The organism is Bradyrhizobium sp. CCGB01 (assembly GCF_024199795.1).
Taxonomy (GTDB): domain Bacteria; phylum Pseudomonadota; class Alphaproteobacteria; order Rhizobiales; family Xanthobacteraceae; genus Bradyrhizobium.
Genome location: NZ_JANADK010000001.1, coordinates 8,343,130 through 8,358,694, shown reverse-complemented (window position 1 = coordinate 8,358,694; position 15,565 = coordinate 8,343,130). Strand labels below are relative to the sequence as shown.

The following is a 15,565-nucleotide window of genomic DNA, read 5'->3' as shown; positions in this document are numbered from 1 at the left end:
TGCCCACCCTACGAGACCTTCCGGGGTCGAAAAAACTAGTCGAACAGGCTCGACACCGACTCTTCCGCCGCGGTGCGCGCGATGGCGTCGGAGATCAGGCTGGCGATCGGGAGCGTGCGGATGTTCGGCGCCTTGGTCACTGCATCCGTCGGCAGGATCGAGTCGGTGATGACGAGCTCTTTCAGCTTCGAACCCGCGATGCGGGCGGCCGCGCCGCCGGAGAGCACGCCGTGGGTGATGTAGGCGTAGACGTCCTTGGCGCCCTTGGCGATCAGCGCGTCGGCCGCGTTCACCAGCGTGCCGCCGGAGTCCACGATATCGTCGATCAGGATGCAGGTGTAGCCGGCGACGTCGCCGATCACGTTCATGACCTCGGATTCGCCGGCCCGTTCGCGGCGCTTGTCGACGATCGCGAGCGGCGTGTTGATGCGCTTGGCAAGGCCACGTGCGCGCGCCACGCCGCCGACGTCAGGCGAGATCACCATCGTCTTGGAGAGGTCGAACTTGTCCTTGATGTCGCGCACCATCAGCGGCGCCGCGTAGAGATTGTCGGTCGGGATGTCGAAGAAGCCCTGGATCTGGCCGGCATGCAGGTCGAGCGTCATGACGCGGTCGACGCCGGCTTGCGTGATCAGGTTGGCGACGAGCTTGGCCGAGATCGGCGTGCGCGAACCCGATTTGCGGTCCTGCCGGGCGTAGCCGAAATAGGGCAGCACCGCGGTGATGCGGCGCGCCGAGGAGCGGCGCAGCGCGTCGGTGATGATCAGCAATTCCATCAGATGGTCGTTGGCGGGGAACGAGGTCGACTGGATGACGAAGGCATCCGAGCCGCGGACGTTCTCCTGGATCTCGACGAAGATCTCCATGTCGGCGAAGCGCCGTACCACCGCCTTGGTCAGCGGCAGGTCGAGGCCTTGCGCGATGGCCTGCGCGAGAGCCGGATTTGAGTTGCCGGCGACTAGCTTGATGGAGCCGTTCTTGGCCGACATAGACGCTTCCTCCCGCGCTTTGCTGGATACGACGTTCAACATCAGAAAATACCCACTGGAAGCACGGTTACGACGGGCGAGGAAATATCAGGCCGGAGGCCGCAATGGCAACCCGGGATGCTACGTTTTCCCTTCGAAAATCCTGAGTCGGGCCAACGGCTTGGCCGCGAGTTCTGGAATTCTGGGGCCGTGGTTTAGCGGGGGTTATCGCTCGGCATAGCCGAGCGCCGTGGCTGGCATCTCGGCCGCCGGAGCCTCCGGGATCACACTGGCAACCGCCGGTCCCCGCAAGCCGGGAACAGTGCCCGGCGTGTCCGGCGTTCCGTTGATCATGTTGGAAAGTCCGCTGAATCCGGCCTGGGCGATCTTCCGCAGCACGAGGTCGTCGGCGGCCGACCAGGGATCGCGGCCGCCCTTGGCGGCGGTCAGTTCCTCGCCAGAGAGGCGCAATGCCCGCTGCTGGTTGGCGTCGTAGACGTCCCAGACCCAGGCGATCACGGTCTTGCCGCGCACGACCTGGGCGGAGAGGTAGCTGCGCACGCGGTAGGCGGCCGAGCCCTCGCGGGAGACCACGGACAGGCTGCGCAGCTTGGATTCGCTGTCGAGCACGCCGACCATGCGGTCGAATACCTGCGGCGGCGGCCCGTCGATCGATTCAAAGGCAACCGTCGCCCCGGAGCCGGCACTTGGCGCCATCGCATAGGAGTTGGCGGCACCGCAGCCGCCAAGCGCGGTCGCCGCCGCCAGCAGCATGACCGCCAGCAGACACGAGCCCGCGCGGCGCAAGATGGATGACGCTTCCCTCATTATGGAGGGCAGCGATATCGTTAAAATGCATTAACGTCTAGGGCGGGGGCGCCACAGGCCACTGTCATCGCGTCCGGGCGTCGCCCCGGAATGAGACGACGTTGCCCGTGTGTTCACGCTTCGAGCGCGATTGCGTGAATGTGGCGGCCGTAATCCGGCTCCTTGCGATGCACCGAGCGGCGATAGCTGAAGAAGCGCTCGTCGGCGTAGGTGTCCAGACCGAGATCGTCGATCATCAGGATGCCCGCGGCTTCCAGACGCTTCCGGATGAAGCCGGCGAGGTCGAACATCGCGTGTCCTTCGCGCACCGACGGAACGAAGAACACGGCGTTGTCCGCGTCCGTCTCGATGAAACGCGCCACGAACTCGTTGCCGACCTCGTAGCTGTCCTGGCGGATCAAGGGGCCGATCGCCGCGATGATGCCGCTGCGCGTGGCGCCGAGCTGCTCCATCGCTAGAATCGTGGACTCCAGCACGCCCGAGAGCGCGCCCTTCCAGCCGGCATGTGCGCCACCGATCACGCGCGCATGGGGGTCGACGAACAGCACCGGTCCGCAATCGGCGGTGGAGACGCCGAGCGCGATGCCGGGCGTCTTCGTCACCAGCGCATCGCCCTTCGGCCGTGGCCCGCTCGGCCACGGCGCCTCGGCGACGCGCACGTCGGGCGAATGGATCTGGTGCAGGCTGAGGAAACGTTCCGGGGCGACGCCGACATGCTCGGCCATGCGGCGGCGGTTCTCCGCGACGAGGGTCTGATCGTCGTTGGAGCCGAGCCCGCCGTTCAGCGCGGAATAGATTCCGTTGGAGACGCCGCCCTCGCGGGTGAAGAAGGCATGGCGCAGGCCGGGCACGGCCGACAGCAGTGACGAAGCAAGCGTCATGAGGCGTCTCCGGCCCGTTCGAGATCGCTGAGGCCGGCAAGGCCTGACAGCCGCGGCTCGGAGATGCCGAGCACCTTGAACATCGATCCCATGCCGCTGCGTCCCGTATCCGTCAGGCGTTTGAGTGCGACCGAAATGTCGGTGGCAATCTCCGGCGTCGCCTTCTGCATCAGGGCGGCCGCGCGGGTGTCGATGCCGACGCGCTTGAGGAAATCACCCTGTGTCACCGGGCCGTGCACGCGCGCGCCGACATCTTCCGCAGCACGCGCGAGTGCCTGGAAGTCGACATGGGCGGTGACGTCGGCCTGGCCCGGCGCCTTCAGGGGATCGGTGAAGCTGTGGCGCGCGATCGCCTGGAAGGTGTCGCCGGCATCGCTGCGCAGATGGCCGTAATCGATGATCAGCGCCGCGCCGTCCTGGTCGCGCACGCGCGTCGCGAGCTTCATGATCTCGCCGTCGGGCCGCCATTCGAACACAGCGCCGACGGGCGCGGCGCGCACCAAAGGCGGCAGCAGCACGTCGAAGCGCGGCGTCGGCTCGGCGGCCGCGCCGAACTGAAGCTTGCCGTTGGGATCGATCTCGATCACGCGCTCGTGCCAGCCGTGCTCGCGCTTCACCATCTGGTGGATCGGCAGCACGTCGAAATATTCGTTGGCGAGGATGATGCTCGGACCTTCCGGCACGTCGTCGATGCTGTCGTGCCAGGCGATGTTGCGCACGGCCGACAGCGTCGCACTCTGCCGGTCGCGCAGCACCGGGTTGACCTCGACCATGTGGATCTGAAGCGCCTGATACAGCGGCGGCAGCACGCGCAGTGCGCGCAGTGCATCCGCCATCATGGTGCCGCGGCCCGGGCCGAGCTCGATCAACCGCAGGAATTGCGGCGAGCCCATCTGCTTCCACACCGAGGCGGTCCACAGGCCCAGCAGCTCGCCGAACATCTGGCTGACTTCGGGCGCGGTGGTGAAGTCGCCTTCACGCCCGAGCGGATCGCGCGAGACGTAATAGCCATAGCGCGGATGCATCAGGCACAGTTCCATGTACCGCCAGACCGGCATCGGGCCTGAGGATTTGATCAGCGCCTTGATCTCGTTGAGTAGCGTCGCGTCGGTCACGGCCTGTCTTCTCGAAAGGATTAACTGATAGCCCCGGCGGGCTTCGGCGCACCGCGCCGCACAGCCAATACAATAAGTATGAGGCCGACAAGAAGCATCGGGATCGACAACAGCATGCCCATGGTTAACCCGCCCCAGAGGTAGCCGAGCTGGACGTCCGGCTCGCGGAAATGCTCGCCGATGATCCGGGTCAGGCCGTAGATCAGGATGAAGCTGCCGAGGATGAGGCCCGGCCGCTTCAAGGCGCCGAGGCGGATCATCACGGCGAGCACGGCGAACAGCAGGAGGCCCTCCATGCCCGCTTCATAGAGCTGGCTCGGATGGCGCGGCACGTCACCGCCGGTCGGAAACACCATGGCCCAGGGCAGGCTGGGGTCGGCGGCGCGGCCCCATAATTCGCCATTGATGAAGTTGGTCAGCCGCACCAGGAAAATCCCGATCGGCGCAACGCCGCAGGTGATGTCGCCGAGCGACAGGATCGAGATGCCGTTCTTGTGCGCGAACCACATCACTGCCACGACGCAGCCGAGGAAGCCGCCGTGGAACGACATGCCACCTTCCCACAGTTTGAAGATGGCCGCCGGATGCTCGATGAAGAAGGGCAAATTGTAGAACAGCACGTAGCCGGTGCGGCCACCGAGGATGATGCCGAGCGTCACCCACAAGATGAAGTCGTCGATCTGCACCAGGCTGATCGGCGAGCTTCCGGCCCACAGCCTGTCGTTCTTGATCAGGGCGCGCGCATAGAGCCAGCCGAACGTGATCCCGCAGATGTAGCCGAGCGCGTACCAGCGGATCGCGAACGGTCCGATCTCGATCGCGATCGGACTGAACGATGGAAAATCGATGAGCAGAAAGGGCATCAGGCCTTCTATGTCTAGACGAGGTTGCGGCGGTAGAGCGCCAGCAGCCGCTCCCAATGCCGTTCGGCGGCGTCGCGGTCATAGACCGGACGCTTGGGGAAGGCGAAGCCGTGATGCGTGCCGGGATAGATCTCGACCTCGGCTTTCGCGCCGCTCATGCCCTGCTTGACCTTCTCGATGATCTCGTTAGGCGCGTAGATGTCGGTCTCGGCGCAGGCGAAGTAAAGCTCGGCCCTGGTCTTGGCTGCCGCGAGATGCGGGCTGTCGTCCTGATCCGTCGCAAGCTGCGTGCCGTAGACCGAGGCGGCGGCCTTGACGCGATCGGGGAAATGCGTGGCGGCGTTGACGGCGTAGCGGCCGCTCATGCAGTAGCCGACGGTACCGACGATTTTGGTGTTCGCAGCCGCCTGGCCTTCGGCATAGGTGAGCAGCGCCCGCGTGTCGTCCATGATCATGGGGATCGTGAGCGAGCCCATCAGGGCGAACATGCGCTTGCGCTCCGGCGCGTTCGGATCGGCCGGCAGCGCGCCGAGCTCCATCACGCCGGAGCGGTAATAGAGGTTCGGCAGCATTACGTAATAGCCCGAGGTCGCGAGCCGGCGGGCCATGTCGCGCAGTTCCTCGCGGATCGCCGGTGCATCCATGTAGAACAGGATGACCGGAAACGGCCCGCCGCGCTCGGGATGGGTGATGAAAGTGGCGGTGTGGCCGTCCTTGGTGGGAATCGCGATCTGCTGATCGATCATCTCTTGCGCCTTCTGATTCTTGTTATGCAGGGACGTTGAATACGATTGCAAGGAAACCGGGGCATGACAAGGATACCGCCGATCGGCTCTTGAACCGCTCCGCCCGGATTGCCATTGTCTTTCCGAGCGTTCGCGCAAAGTTTATCGGCCGCGGCCAGGAGACCGAAATGACCCAGACCAACAACCGGTTTTTCGACGAGATCGGCCGCCTGATGAACGACGCCGCCGGTGCCGCCCAGGGCGTCAAGCGCGAGTTCGACACCGTGATGCGCACCCAGGCCGAGAAATTCCTGCGCGACATGGACCTGGTCAAGCGCGAGGAGTTCGAGGCGGTCAAGGACATGGCCCGCCTCGCCCGTGAGGAGAACGAGGCGCTGAAGGCGCGGATCACGGCGCTGGAGGCGAAGCTCGGCGGGTAGGGCGCTTACCCTCCCCTAAAGGGGAGGGTGGGAACCGCTTCCGGCAGCCCATTCTCCTTGTCATTTCCGCATCTTCCGGGTAAAAGCCCGCCAGTTCGCGGCCCCCGCACCCCTGGAGGCTTGCTGCGAACTGCACCATGGGCCGCGCTGCGGCCCATTAACTTTTGCAAAAACAAGGACTTAACGACATGGCGACGACCGTCAAGGAATTGAAGGCGACCGCACGTCCGAAGAGCGGCAAGGGGGCCGCCCGGGCTGAGCGTCGCGCCGGGCGAGTGCCCGGAGTGATCTATGGCAACAACCAGCCCCCCGTCACGATCTCGATTGAAGATCGCGAACTGCGCCAGCGCATCCTCGCCGGCCGGTTCCTGACCACGCTGGTCGACATCGATCTCGAGGGCAAGAAGCACCGCGTGATTCCGCGCGACTACCACCTCGATCCGGTCAAGGACTTCCCGATCCATGTGGATTTCATGCGCCTCGGCGAAGGTGCCACCATCCGCATCAGCGTTCCCTTGCACGTCGTGAAGTCGGAAACCTCCCCGGGTGTGAAGCGCGGCGGTACCGTCAACATCGTCGCCCACGCGATCGAGCTCGAATGCGGCGTCGAGAGCATTCCGCAGTACATCGAGGCTGACGTCGGCTCGCTCGAAATCGGTCACTCGCTGCATCTGTCGGACGTCAAGCTCCCGACCGGCGTGAAGGCGCTGACCCGCGAGGACGCGACCCTCGTCACCATCGTGCCGCCGTCCGGCTACGCCGAAGAGCAGAAGGCCGCGGCTGCGGCTGCAGCTCCGGGCGCTGCTGCGGCTGCTCCGGCGGCTGGCGCTGCGGCTCCGGCTGCGGGTGCTGCTGCTCCGGCAGCGGCTGCCAAGGCTCCCGCCGGCGGCGACAAGAAGAAGTAATCTCTTAAAAGAGCTGGCGCGCGGTCCCTGATCGCGCGCTAGCTGAGGGGCGCGCCGCGTCATGCGACTCTTTGTTGGGCTCGGCAATCCCGGCGCGAAATACGCACGTAACCGGCACAATATCGGCTTCATGGCCGTCGACGAGATCGCGCGGCGTCATGGTTTCGCACCATGGCGCCGTCGTTTTCAGGGCGAGACCTCGGAAGGCACGCTCGGACCTGAGCGCGTGATCCTGCTCAAGCCCACGACCTACATGAACGATTCCGGCCGCGCCGTGCAGGAAGCCGCAAGCTTCTTCAAGATCGCGCCGGGCGACGTCACCGTATTCCATGACGAGCTCGAGCTGCCGCCGGGCAAGGTGCGGGTGAAGATCGGCGGCGGCATCGCCGGCCACAACGGCCTGCGCTCGATCTCGGCGCATATCGGCAACGAGTACCGCCGGGTGCGACTCGGCATCGGTCATCCCGGCGTCAAGGAGCTGGTGCATGGCCACGTGCTGTCGGACTTCGCCAAGGCCGACAATGACTGGGTGGCGACGCTGTGCGAGGCGGTGGCCGAGCATGCGGCATTGGTTGCCAAAGGCACTGACGCGACCTTCGCCAACAGGGTGCATCTCGCCATGCAGGCGAAGGGATTTTTGACCAAGGACGAGAACGGCAAGGAATAACGCTCGTGGGATTTAAATGCGGGATCGTCGGATTGCCCAATGTCGGCAAGTCGACCTTGTTCAATGCGCTGACCGAGACGGCCGCGGCGCAGGCTGCGAACTATCCGTTCTGCACCATCGAGCCGAACGTCGGCGAGGTTGCGGTGCCGGATCCGCGGCTCGACAAGCTCTCGGCGATCGCCAAATCGGCGCAGATCATTCCGACCCGGCTGACCTTCGTCGACATCGCGGGCCTCGTGCGCGGCGCCTCCAAGGGTGAAGGCCTCGGCAACCAGTTTTTGGCCAACATCCGCGAGGTCGACGCCATCGCGCATGTCGTGCGCTGCTTTGAGGACTCCGACATCACCCATGTCGAGGGCAAGATCGCGCCGCTCGCCGACATCGAAACCATCGAGACCGAGCTGATGCTCGCCGACCTCGACAGCCTCGAGAAGCGCGTCGACAATTTGTCCAAGAAGGCCAAGGGCAACGACAAGGATGCCAAGGAGCAGCTCGATCTCGTCAATCGCACGCTCGTGCTGCTGCGCGAAGGCAAGCCTGCGCGTCTCGTCGAGCGCAAGGCGGAGGAGGAGCGTGCCTTCGGGATGCTCGGCCTGCTGTCGTCCAAGCCCGTGCTCTATGTCTGCAACGTCGAGGAAGGCTCGGCCGCCACGGGCAACTCGTTCTCCAAGGCGGTGCAGGAGCAGGCCGCCAAGGAAGGCGCCGTCGCCGTCGTCATCTCCGCCAAGATCGAATCCGAGATCGCCACCATCTCGCGCGAAGAGCGCGCCGACTTCCTGGAGACGCTGGGTCTCGAAGAAGCCGGCCTCGATCGCCTGATCCGCGCCGGCTACACGCTGCTCGACCTCATCACCTATTTCACGGTGGGTCCGAAGGAAGCGCGCGCCTGGACCATCTATCGCGGCACCAAGGCGCCCGGCGCGGCCGGCGTGATCCATACCGACTTCGAGAAAGGCTTCATCCGCGCCGAGACCATCGCGTATGAGGACTACGTCGCGCTGAACGGCGAAGCCGGCGCCCGCGATGCCGGCAAGCTGCGCCTCGAAGGCAAGGAATACGTCGTCGCCGACGGCGACGTGATGCATTTCCGGTTTAATACGTAAGAAGCGGAGCTCGCTCCCGTAGGGTGGGCAAAGGCGCATCGCGCCGTGCCCACCATCTATCCAATACGACAAAAGAGGTGGGCACGCTTCGCTTTGCCCACCCTACGGCACTGCGCCTGCCTCACTTCATCCCGCCGCCCTGGTCCCTTATCGCGCCGAGATGCTCGTTGATGCGGAAGACGATCAGGATCAGCTCCGCGGCGATGCGCGAGAACACGATGCCGACGACGACGCTTGCGATCGACGACAGCAGCAGCAGGAAGCCGCCGAACGGGCTGATCGCCATGGTCGCGAGTCCTGAGAAGACGCCGGAAAGGCCGAACAGGCAGATCAGCGCGATCACCAGCCAGTAAAATGTCTTGATGATCGTCGGAGTGATAAAGCGGTCCCATTGAAACAGGTCGCTGAATGAAAACATTGCTCTCCCCAAGACAAACCAGGCCTCGCCAAACAGGGCCTTGCCAAATTGGGCCTTCGTGTGGATCTCGGCCCTCGGCTGATCCGACTCAGACCACGCCGCCGCGTCGAATGTAGCACGAGCCATGCGGGCCGGCGGGTTGAGATTGCCGCAAAGTGCGGCCACAATCTGTCATTTCAGCCAGCAAGCCCAAGATGACCCTGACCTTTGAAGACTTCCCGCCCGGCCGCTACGGAACATTCGGCCCGCGCCATGTCACCCGCGACGAGATTTTGGCCTTTGCCGCCGAGTTCGATCCGCAACCGATGCACCTCGACGAGGAGGCCGCGGCCAACAGCATGCTGCGCGGCCTGTCCGGCTCGGGCTGGCACCTCTGCTCGCTGATGATGCGGATGATGGCCGACGGTTTCATCACCCGCGCCGCGTCACTCGGCTCGCCCGGCGTCGACGAGGTGCGGTGGTTGTCTCCCTTGAGGCCCGGCGACGACCTCACGCTCGATGTCGACGTGTTGGAGGCCCGCACCTCGAAGAGCCGCCCTGATCTCGGCATCGTCAAGTTCAAATGCACCGTGCGTAACGCGGCGGGGCAGGCGCTGGGCGAGATGACCTCGCCGATCCTGATCAAGCGGCGCGAGGGAGCGGTCTGATGCCTTTTTTCGAGGAGACCGAGATCGGCCACCGCCGCGAGATCGGCGCGTACACGTTCACGGCGGAGTCCATCAAGACCTTCGCCGCAAAGTTCGACCCGCAGCGCTTTCATCTCGACGAGGAGGAAGGCAAGAACTCGCTGTTCGGCGGGCTTGCCGCTTCGGGCTGGCATGTCGGCTCGGCCTGCATGAGCCTGCTTGTCGCGGACGGCCAGCGTCTGGCGCGTGAGGCCGCTTCACGCGGCGAGGAGGTCGCGGTGTGGGGCCCGTCGCCGGGCTTTCGCGACCTGCGCTGGATCAAGCCGGTGCTCGCGGGCGACACGGTGAGTTACGTCAACGTCGTCATCGACAAGCGCACATCAGCCTCGCGTCCCGGCTGGGGCATCTTGACCGCCCGCACCACCGGCACCAACCAACGCGGCGAGGAGGTCTATTCCATCACCGCCAGCGCCTTCGTGCCGATGCGCGCGAAGGGTGATTAGATCAGTTCCAAGATGAACGGCCAAAAGAGCGCGCGAGTGTTGCCCGCGCGCTATGGACGCGATTCAGGGCGGCTGCCATAAGCCTGCTCAACGTGGTTACCCGCAAAGCAGTTAGCGGAACCATCGAGTTGCTAACCAATTATGAACCTGTCGCTGTCTAATTGAAACGAATTGGGCAGAGAACAGGGGACACGAGGACCATGGCAGACCGCGGCGCACTCAAGCTGGTCGGATTCATCTTTGCTACCGCGACGCTGGCCGTGATGCTGGTCGCCGGCATGGTGGTGAAGGGCTATGCCGATGGTGGCTACACCCTCGAAGCCTCGACGGTCGACGCCAGCCGTTAACGGCTCGTTAACTCCCCGGAGGCGGACGGCCCGCCTCCACCTTCAGCGGCTATAAACGAACGCCAGCACCGCGATCGCAACCGCCAGCAATCCCACGAAGCGCAGCATGATCGTGCCGAACTGGTTCGGCGCGGGCCGCAGCGGGATCGGGTCCGTATTGTCGGGCCGAATGCTTTCCATCTGAAATGTCCCCAGGACCGGCCGTAGCGGCACGGGCGCTTGGCATTGGTCGCCGGGACACGGGGGAGGGTTCAAAGGCGGTGTTGGCCCGGCCGGCCACATTCTCCATTGAGGATGCACCCTGAATCAAAACCGCCGCGCCCCTTTCGGAACGCGGCGGCCGATGATGCATGACGTCGGCGATCAGCTGTTGCGCAGGCCGTCGGCGGCGCGCTTCCACTGCGCGACGTTGTCGGCGATCATGCGGGTCGACTTCATCGCGGCCTGGCTGAGCTGGGCGTAGCCGGAGATCTCGCGCTGGACGCGCTGGCCTTCGGCGTGGAGCAGGTCGCGCAGGCTCTCGAGCTCGGAGATCAGATTCTCGATCTCGGCGAGTGAGGTGCCGGCGACGCGCTGGATCAGCGAATTGACGTTGGTGACGGTGGCTTCCGCGCTCGGATCGAGCGGCGGCGCGTCGGCGGTCGCCGATGCCGGACGGCGCAGATAGGCGATGTCGTTCCGGACGAAGTCACGGATGCCGGCCTCGACTTCCGTCACTGCGGCGAGGTTGTTGTCGACCGTCTCGGTCTCGGTGGATTCGGTCTTTTCCGGACGCATGGCGTTCATCGTTATTCCCCTGTTCGCGTTGAGCGCGGCGCGAGTGTCCCCCGCACGACGACATCTGTGGGGACTAGGGCGTCGGATTTTGACCGCAACTTGGCCAAGGTGCGGCAAGGGCGGACCAATTGGGGGCTTTGCCGTGGCGTATGGTTACGAGAGTCTGAACGCCGGCTGGGACCATGAACCTATCCTCATGGTGGGGAGCGCGAAGCGCGCGCAGCGGACGATGCTGCGCATCGCCGCGAGAACCACGCAGGCCCGACTGCCTCAGCGAGCCTTTATCCTTCGAGACGCGCTCCTTTGGAGCGCTCCTCAGGATGAGGGGAGAGAGCCGACGTTCGACTACCAGCTCTTCTTGAAGCCCGCCGTCAGGCTCTTGTTGATCGCGCCTTGCGAGGTCTCGCCGACCGAGCCGGAGACGGTGACGTTGTCGAACAGCTTTTGCTCGGCACCGACCTTGCGTAGCCATTTGTCGTCGGTGGTCGACAGCGACTGGCCGGCGGTGATGCTGGTGCCGGTGTCGGTGATGGTGACCTTGGCGGTCTGGTCGGTCTCGTAATTGCGGGTGATGTGGCCGCCGATGCCGGGCACTGCGGTCGTGCCCTGCTGGTTGACGCTGTAGCCGTTCTGGAGCGTCAGCGACGTATCGTTCGAGAGCGGCACCGACTTGGTCAGCGACGCCCCGATCTTGCTCTGCTCGGCGCCGGGGTCGACGCGGGCTTCCACCGCGGTCTTGTCCCAGATCGAGCCGGCGCCCGGCGCGGTCGCGGCCGCCCAGGCGCTGCCGGAGGATTGCGGCAGGCTGCCGCCATTGCCGGCTTTCTGCGCCAGCAGCTCGGACATCGTCCGCGGCTCGCTCGCCACCGTCATGTCGGCGCCGATCCGCGTGTCCCAGAACGAGAACACGGACTGCTTCACCGCCACCGACGAGGAGCCGTTGGCATTGGTGTTGGTCGACCAGTTCATGCCGTCCTTGGCGGCGGCCTGGGCGCGCTTCTTGGCGGCCGCGATGTCGTTGCCGGTGCCGGCGTCGATCGCGAGCTGGCTCCAGTCGAGCTTGTCGACGTCGATGCCCTTGAGCACGTCGGGGTCGTTGGCGTCGGGGGCCGCCGCGGTCTCCGTGGCCTCGGTCTCTGCCTCGTCGTCGGGCACTGCAGCGGGTGGGGAGAAGGGTGGAATGATCTGCGCCGACACCGTCAGCACCGAGCCCAAAATGAATACGGCCGCCAGCACCGGCAGCCTGGTCCAGCCAAAACCTGTCGAGAATTCCATCGTCCTGCCCGCGAGCCCCTGGCGCATGCTTCCCGCCACTATAATGCGGCGGTCCGTGATGACCATGCGCCAATCGGTCCGCTCAAACGATGGTGATCTATCGTTGCGAAATTGTGGCGGCTCGCCTGGAATGACGAACCAACGGGCCGCGCGAAAGGCGCGCGCCCGATGACGAGCTTTTCCACGACGGCATCCGGCGGGGCTGGAGGCCAGGACGTCGCGCCAGGCATCGTCATCGGTCCCGAAAGCGGGGCCCGTTGGCGTCCCCCTCAGCCGGCGCTCGTCATCTTCGGCAGATGAATGGCGCGGCCGAGTGCCTGTTCAACCAGATCGAAAGTGTCGACGAGCACCCGCATGCTGATCAGCCTGCCCGCCTTGAACTGGGCAAACTGCGCGACCCGCAAGCTGATCGGCTTGTCGGAATCCAGCGCCGTCAGCGAATAGCGCAGCATCGATGCGGCGGAATCGACGCCGAGCATGATGCTCTCGCGGTCGAAGCGGCGGACACGGAAATTGTCAGCAAGCTGGTGGATGACGTCGAGCACGGCGTCCTTGCCCTGGCGCGCGCCGAGGAACGGAAACATGTCGATCGGGCCGTAGATCGCCCATTCGACGTCCTCGTCGATCAGGGCCTCGATATCCTCGAAATGCCGGTCGTTCACCGCGCGGTGCAACGCGCGCGAGAAACGCCAGAGGCTGTGCTCTGTCATTTTGGGGGCGTCCTGAAACTGGCTTGCAAAAACGGAAACAACCCCGTGCACGAAAACGGTGCCGCGGGCTGCTCAACTCATTTGTGTACGAACAAATACGGGATTTCAGGCAAAACTCAAATCACGTTTTTGCAATGCACAATTGAGCGCGCTTTGTGAGATTTGCAATAGAACCCCGTAATCTCCCGGTCTCTGCTGTGGCGGGGACGACAGCGAGGCTACACCCCGTCCGTCTGCGCCCCCGCGATCAGCGGCCCGATCTCCCGCTCCAGCACCTGCTGCACCAGATCGTAGGAATCGATGATCTCGCGGATCTGCGCCACCAGCCCGCCCCGGAAGGTGTAGAACACGGCCATGTCGAACTGCACGATGCGATCGTTGCTGCGCTTCCTGAAGTAGGTGTGCAGGTAGGTCGCGACCTCGTCGCCGTCGGCGAGGACGTGCGGCGCCTTGTAGCGGATCTCCGAATAGCGCGACCACACCGTCTGCCAGAGCGCGCGCAGCTCTTCCTTGCCGTGGCGCGGCACCATGTGCGGCAGGATGTCGATCGGCGCGTGGGTGAGGAAGTCGACGTCGTCGGTGCAGCACGACAGCGCGGCCTCGAGATCGCCACGCGCGAAACTCTCCAGCAGATGCAGCACGCGTTGCCTGTTCAGCGAGTCAATCGTCATGCCTCCCGCCCTCGTCGGCCGTGGATTGCAAACGCTATCGTGCGGTTCATGGATCCATCAATCCGCAAAAACACAGGATGTCTCTCGAATATGACGCGCCGGCGCAATGCCGGGTTCATGGGGCTGCAATTTTCGGGGTTGCGCGTTTGTCCACTCGCATGAATTCGCACGGGACCGGAGTCTTGCGATGACGCCGCGCGCCTATCGGCGAGCGCGCCCTGCCATGCCGCGCGAGCGGGAACCCGGACCCATCCGCGCTCGTTGACGACGAGACATCGCATCCGGAGACATCGATCCATGAATTCCCCGCTTCTCACTGTGGCCGCCGCGCTTCTGATGCTTGGCGCGACCTCCGCCGCCAACGCCAAGGGCTGCATCAAGGGCGCCGTCGTCGGCGGCGTCGCCGGCCATTATGCCGGTCATCACGGCGTCCTCGGCGCCGCCGCCGGCTGCCTTTACGGCCGCCATCACGCCAAAGAACAGCAAATGCAGCAGGACAAGCAGCGGCAGCAGCAGAGCCAGATGAACGGGCAGGGCAAGCTGTAGTCTTCGTCATGCTCGCGCGAGTAAAGGCGGCCACCGCTCTCTCACTCCCTCCCCCCTTGCGGGGGAGGGGCGGGGAGAGGGGTAGCCACGAACTCAGACCTCTCCCAGAGCCACCCCCTTACCCTCCCCCGCAAGGGGATGCGCCGGAGTGTGCGGTTACGTTCGCGCGAACGATGAAGTTGGAATCCATCTCCCTTCGCTCGGGCCCCGAAGGCGCGTGACCCATCTCACATCACGCCCCTCCCGCCCCGATTAACGTCATCCCCATGTCATCAGGGAGACGTGCCATGGCCACCATCGCCGCCACGAGAAAGTCCCGCCTGTACAACGCGCTCGAAGGCCTCGCGCTGACCGCGATCCTGCAGAGCTTCCCGACCTTCGCCGCCGCCGCCTTCCTGCTCAAGCTGGTCGGCAACCACGACCTCGTCGGCGACCCCGGCGTCGCCATCTTCGTCGCCATCGCCTCGCTCGCCCACGCGATGCTAGCTGTGACCCTCGGCCCGAGCTTCCCCACCGTCTTCAAGACCGTCTACGAACCAAAGTTCTTCGAGGCCCATTTGTCGCTGTCCGACAAGATCACCGCATGGCGCACCCAGCCGGTCGCCTCGCTCCAGCTCATGACCATCGTGCTGCTGCTGTCGGTGATGGCCGTGGTGACGGCGAGCGTGGGGTGAGGGGGCATGCCCTTCATCACCGCGTCGAAACCGGCCCTCTCAACTGGCTCGAAGGCTTTGCGCTCACCACAATCCTTCAGGGCTTCCTGATCTTCGCCGCGGCGTCACTGATGGTGAAGTTCTTGGAAGACTCTCACGGCGGCAGCCACGTGCTCACCATCGCGCTGGCGTCGGTCTTCTACAGCATCTTCGCCGTCTCGGTCGGGTCGGCCTTCCCGAGGCACTTCAGGAACGGCTACGAAGCGCAGTTTTTCGACGCGAGTCTGTCCTTCTCGGAAAAGATCGCCCGCTGGCGTGCCAGGCCCGCGACGTCGCTGCAACTCATGGCGTCGGTGCTGCAGCTATCGCTGCTGGCGACGATCGCGGCGTGAGAGACACTTCGTCATTCCGGAGGCGCGGCAAAGCGGGGCCACGATCATTATTAGGGGCTACATGAATGCACTCTGCGGACTTTGCTTGAGGTAGAATACAGACCCGACTCAGCAAGGAGCACCCACGGTGACCTTAGTCGCAGGTTTGAGCA

At 64.7% G+C, this 15,565-nt stretch carries 22 protein-coding genes; 10 read left to right on the top strand and 12 right to left on the bottom strand.

The window, feature by feature from the left end:
• Positions 1–35: 35 nt before the first annotated feature.
• The 6 genes from NLM25_RS39325 to NLM25_RS39300 all read right to left on the bottom strand — a co-directional run bounded on the left by NLM25_RS39325 (position 36) and on the right by NLM25_RS39300 (position 5,401).
• Positions 36–989: a ribose-phosphate pyrophosphokinase gene (locus tag NLM25_RS39325; protein WP_014492003.1), complete on the bottom strand. Its 954-nt coding sequence runs from the start codon at positions 987–989 to the stop codon at positions 36–38.
• 204 nt (positions 990–1,193) lie between these two features.
• Entirely contained in the window at positions 1,194–1,796 is a 603-nt protein-coding gene (locus tag NLM25_RS39320; protein ID WP_254140459.1) for a hypothetical protein, read from the bottom strand.
• A 113-nt stretch (positions 1,797–1,909) separates the two neighbouring features.
• A complete protein-coding gene (gene pgeF, locus NLM25_RS39315) occupies positions 1,910–2,677 on the bottom strand; it encodes a peptidoglycan editing factor PgeF (protein WP_254140458.1) in 768 nt (255 codons plus the stop codon).
• Positions 2,674–3,792: an SAM-dependent methyltransferase gene (locus tag NLM25_RS39310; protein WP_254140457.1), complete on the bottom strand. Its 1,119-nt coding sequence runs from the start codon at positions 3,790–3,792 to the stop codon at positions 2,674–2,676. The genes pgeF and NLM25_RS39310 overlap by 4 nt, the downstream gene beginning before the upstream one ends.
• Positions 3,793–3,812: 20 nt before the next feature.
• Positions 3,813–4,655, bottom strand: a complete 843-nt coding sequence (gene lgt, locus NLM25_RS39305) for a prolipoprotein diacylglyceryl transferase (protein ID WP_254140456.1) — start codon at positions 4,653–4,655, stop codon at positions 3,813–3,815.
• A gap of 14 nt (positions 4,656–4,669) precedes the next feature.
• On the bottom strand, positions 4,670–5,401 hold the full coding sequence (locus NLM25_RS39300; RefSeq protein ID WP_254140455.1) for a dienelactone hydrolase family protein: 732 nt from the start codon (positions 5,399–5,401) through the stop codon (positions 4,670–4,672).
• A gap of 167 nt (positions 5,402–5,568) precedes the next feature.
• On the opposite strand from NLM25_RS39300, the gene NLM25_RS39295 reads away from it, so the two are divergent.
• From NLM25_RS39295 to ychF, 4 genes are all read left to right on the top strand, one after another.
• Complete coding sequence (locus tag NLM25_RS39295) at positions 5,569–5,820, top strand: accessory factor UbiK family protein (protein WP_011090176.1); 252 nt, start codon at positions 5,569–5,571, stop codon at positions 5,818–5,820.
• 188 nt (positions 5,821–6,008) lie between these two features.
• Positions 6,009–6,725: a 50S ribosomal protein L25/general stress protein Ctc gene (locus tag NLM25_RS39290; protein WP_254140454.1), complete on the top strand. Its 717-nt coding sequence runs from the start codon at positions 6,009–6,011 to the stop codon at positions 6,723–6,725.
• Between the two features lie 61 nt (positions 6,726–6,786).
• Positions 6,787–7,392: an aminoacyl-tRNA hydrolase gene (gene pth / locus NLM25_RS39285; RefSeq protein WP_254123253.1), complete on the top strand. Its 606-nt coding sequence runs from the start codon at positions 6,787–6,789 to the stop codon at positions 7,390–7,392.
• A gap of 5 nt (positions 7,393–7,397) precedes the next feature.
• On the top strand, positions 7,398–8,495 hold the full coding sequence (gene ychF / locus NLM25_RS39280) for a redox-regulated ATPase YchF (RefSeq protein ID WP_254123252.1): 1,098 nt from the start codon (positions 7,398–7,400) through the stop codon (positions 8,493–8,495).
• Positions 8,496–8,616: 121 nt separating this feature from the next.
• Here the strand turns inward: ychF and NLM25_RS39275 are convergent, their stop codons facing one another.
• On the bottom strand, positions 8,617–8,913 hold the full coding sequence (locus NLM25_RS39275; protein WP_254140453.1) for a DUF4282 domain-containing protein: 297 nt from the start codon (positions 8,911–8,913) through the stop codon (positions 8,617–8,619).
• 194 nt (positions 8,914–9,107) lie between these two features.
• Between NLM25_RS39275 and NLM25_RS39270 the strand changes: the two genes are divergently transcribed.
• The 3 genes from NLM25_RS39270 (at position 9,108) to NLM25_RS39260 (ending at position 10,389) form a co-directional block, all read left to right on the top strand.
• Positions 9,108–9,560: a MaoC family dehydratase gene (locus tag NLM25_RS39270; RefSeq protein ID WP_254140452.1), complete on the top strand. Its 453-nt coding sequence runs from the start codon at positions 9,108–9,110 to the stop codon at positions 9,558–9,560.
• Positions 9,560–10,042, top strand: coding sequence for a MaoC family dehydratase (locus NLM25_RS39265; protein WP_254140451.1), 483 nt, complete (start codon positions 9,560–9,562; stop codon positions 10,040–10,042). Before NLM25_RS39270 ends, NLM25_RS39265 begins: the two co-directional genes overlap by 1 nt.
• 200 nt (positions 10,043–10,242) lie before the next feature.
• Positions 10,243–10,389 carry a hypothetical protein gene (locus NLM25_RS39260; protein ID WP_166103493.1) on the top strand — a complete coding sequence of 49 codons (147 nt, stop codon included), beginning with the start codon at positions 10,243–10,245 and terminating at the stop codon, positions 10,387–10,389.
• Between the two features lie 42 nt (positions 10,390–10,431).
• Here the strand turns inward: NLM25_RS39260 and NLM25_RS39255 are convergent, their stop codons facing one another.
• From NLM25_RS39255 to NLM25_RS39235, 5 genes are all read right to left on the bottom strand, one after another.
• Positions 10,432–10,569, bottom strand: a complete 138-nt coding sequence (locus NLM25_RS39255; protein ID WP_014492018.1) for a hypothetical protein — start codon at positions 10,567–10,569, stop codon at positions 10,432–10,434.
• A gap of 183 nt (positions 10,570–10,752) precedes the next feature.
• A complete protein-coding gene (locus NLM25_RS39250; RefSeq protein ID WP_254123248.1) occupies positions 10,753–11,175 on the bottom strand; it encodes a hypothetical protein in 423 nt (140 codons plus the stop codon).
• A gap of 336 nt (positions 11,176–11,511) precedes the next feature.
• Entirely contained in the window at positions 11,512–12,441 is a 930-nt protein-coding gene (locus NLM25_RS39245) for a hypothetical protein (RefSeq protein ID WP_254124647.1), read from the bottom strand.
• Between the two features lie 269 nt (positions 12,442–12,710).
• A complete protein-coding gene (locus NLM25_RS39240; protein WP_254123247.1) occupies positions 12,711–13,151 on the bottom strand; it encodes a nuclear transport factor 2 family protein in 441 nt (146 codons plus the stop codon).
• 218 nt (positions 13,152–13,369) lie between these two features.
• A complete protein-coding gene (locus NLM25_RS39235) occupies positions 13,370–13,822 on the bottom strand; it encodes a nuclear transport factor 2 family protein (protein WP_254140450.1) in 453 nt (150 codons plus the stop codon).
• Positions 13,823–14,119: 297 nt separating this feature from the next.
• On the opposite strand from NLM25_RS39235, the gene NLM25_RS39230 reads away from it, so the two are divergent.
• The 3 genes from NLM25_RS39230 to NLM25_RS39220 all read left to right on the top strand — a co-directional run bounded on the left by NLM25_RS39230 (position 14,120) and on the right by NLM25_RS39220 (position 15,413).
• The gene (locus NLM25_RS39230) at positions 14,120–14,368 is read left to right on the top strand and encodes a hypothetical protein (RefSeq protein WP_254140449.1); all 249 of its coding nucleotides are present in this window, start codon (positions 14,120–14,122) and stop codon (positions 14,366–14,368) included.
• A 287-nt stretch (positions 14,369–14,655) separates the two neighbouring features.
• Positions 14,656–15,042: a hypothetical protein gene (locus NLM25_RS39225; RefSeq protein WP_254140448.1), complete on the top strand. Its 387-nt coding sequence runs from the start codon at positions 14,656–14,658 to the stop codon at positions 15,040–15,042.
• On the top strand, positions 15,039–15,413 hold the full coding sequence (locus tag NLM25_RS39220; protein ID WP_254140447.1) for a hypothetical protein: 375 nt from the start codon (positions 15,039–15,041) through the stop codon (positions 15,411–15,413). Before NLM25_RS39225 ends, NLM25_RS39220 begins: the two co-directional genes overlap by 4 nt.
• Positions 15,414–15,565: the final 152 nt, after the last annotated feature.

Excerpts from the sequence above, each read along its gene's own strand:
- NLM25_RS39325 (WP_014492003.1), bottom strand. The coding sequence starts at position 989 with ATGTCGGCCAAGAACGGCTCCATCAAGCTAGTCGCCGGCAACTCAAAT.
- NLM25_RS39320 (WP_254140459.1), bottom strand. The coding sequence starts at position 1,796 with ATGAGGGAAGCGTCATCCATCTTGCGCCGCGCGGGCTCGTGTCTGCTG.
- pgeF (WP_254140458.1), bottom strand. The coding sequence starts at position 2,677 with ATGACGCTTGCTTCGTCACTGCTGTCGGCCGTGCCCGGCCTGCGCCAT.
- lgt (WP_254140456.1), bottom strand. The coding sequence starts at position 4,655 with ATGCCCTTTCTGCTCATCGATTTTCCATCGTTCAGTCCGATCGCGATC.
- NLM25_RS39300 (WP_254140455.1), bottom strand. The coding sequence starts at position 5,401 with ATGATCGATCAGCAGATCGCGATTCCCACCAAGGACGGCCACACCGCC.
- NLM25_RS39295 (WP_011090176.1), top strand. The coding sequence starts at position 5,569 with ATGACCCAGACCAACAACCGGTTTTTCGACGAGATCGGCCGCCTGATG.
- NLM25_RS39290 (WP_254140454.1), top strand. The coding sequence starts at position 6,009 with ATGGCGACGACCGTCAAGGAATTGAAGGCGACCGCACGTCCGAAGAGC.
- pth (WP_254123253.1), top strand. The coding sequence starts at position 6,787 with ATGCGACTCTTTGTTGGGCTCGGCAATCCCGGCGCGAAATACGCACGT.
- NLM25_RS39275 (WP_254140453.1), bottom strand. The coding sequence starts at position 8,913 with ATGTTTTCATTCAGCGACCTGTTTCAATGGGACCGCTTTATCACTCCG.
- NLM25_RS39270 (WP_254140452.1), top strand. The coding sequence starts at position 9,108 with ATGACCCTGACCTTTGAAGACTTCCCGCCCGGCCGCTACGGAACATTC.
- NLM25_RS39265 (WP_254140451.1), top strand. The coding sequence starts at position 9,560 with ATGCCTTTTTTCGAGGAGACCGAGATCGGCCACCGCCGCGAGATCGGC.
- NLM25_RS39260 (WP_166103493.1), top strand. The coding sequence starts at position 10,243 with ATGGCAGACCGCGGCGCACTCAAGCTGGTCGGATTCATCTTTGCTACC.
- NLM25_RS39255 (WP_014492018.1), bottom strand. The coding sequence starts at position 10,569 with ATGGAAAGCATTCGGCCCGACAATACGGACCCGATCCCGCTGCGGCCC.
- NLM25_RS39250 (WP_254123248.1), bottom strand. The coding sequence starts at position 11,175 with ATGAACGCCATGCGTCCGGAAAAGACCGAATCCACCGAGACCGAGACG.
- NLM25_RS39245 (WP_254124647.1), bottom strand. The coding sequence starts at position 12,441 with ATGGAATTCTCGACAGGTTTTGGCTGGACCAGGCTGCCGGTGCTGGCG.
- NLM25_RS39240 (WP_254123247.1), bottom strand. The coding sequence starts at position 13,151 with ATGACAGAGCACAGCCTCTGGCGTTTCTCGCGCGCGTTGCACCGCGCG.
- NLM25_RS39235 (WP_254140450.1), bottom strand. The coding sequence starts at position 13,822 with ATGACGATTGACTCGCTGAACAGGCAACGCGTGCTGCATCTGCTGGAG.
- NLM25_RS39230 (WP_254140449.1), top strand. The coding sequence starts at position 14,120 with ATGAATTCCCCGCTTCTCACTGTGGCCGCCGCGCTTCTGATGCTTGGC.
- NLM25_RS39225 (WP_254140448.1), top strand. The coding sequence starts at position 14,656 with ATGGCCACCATCGCCGCCACGAGAAAGTCCCGCCTGTACAACGCGCTC.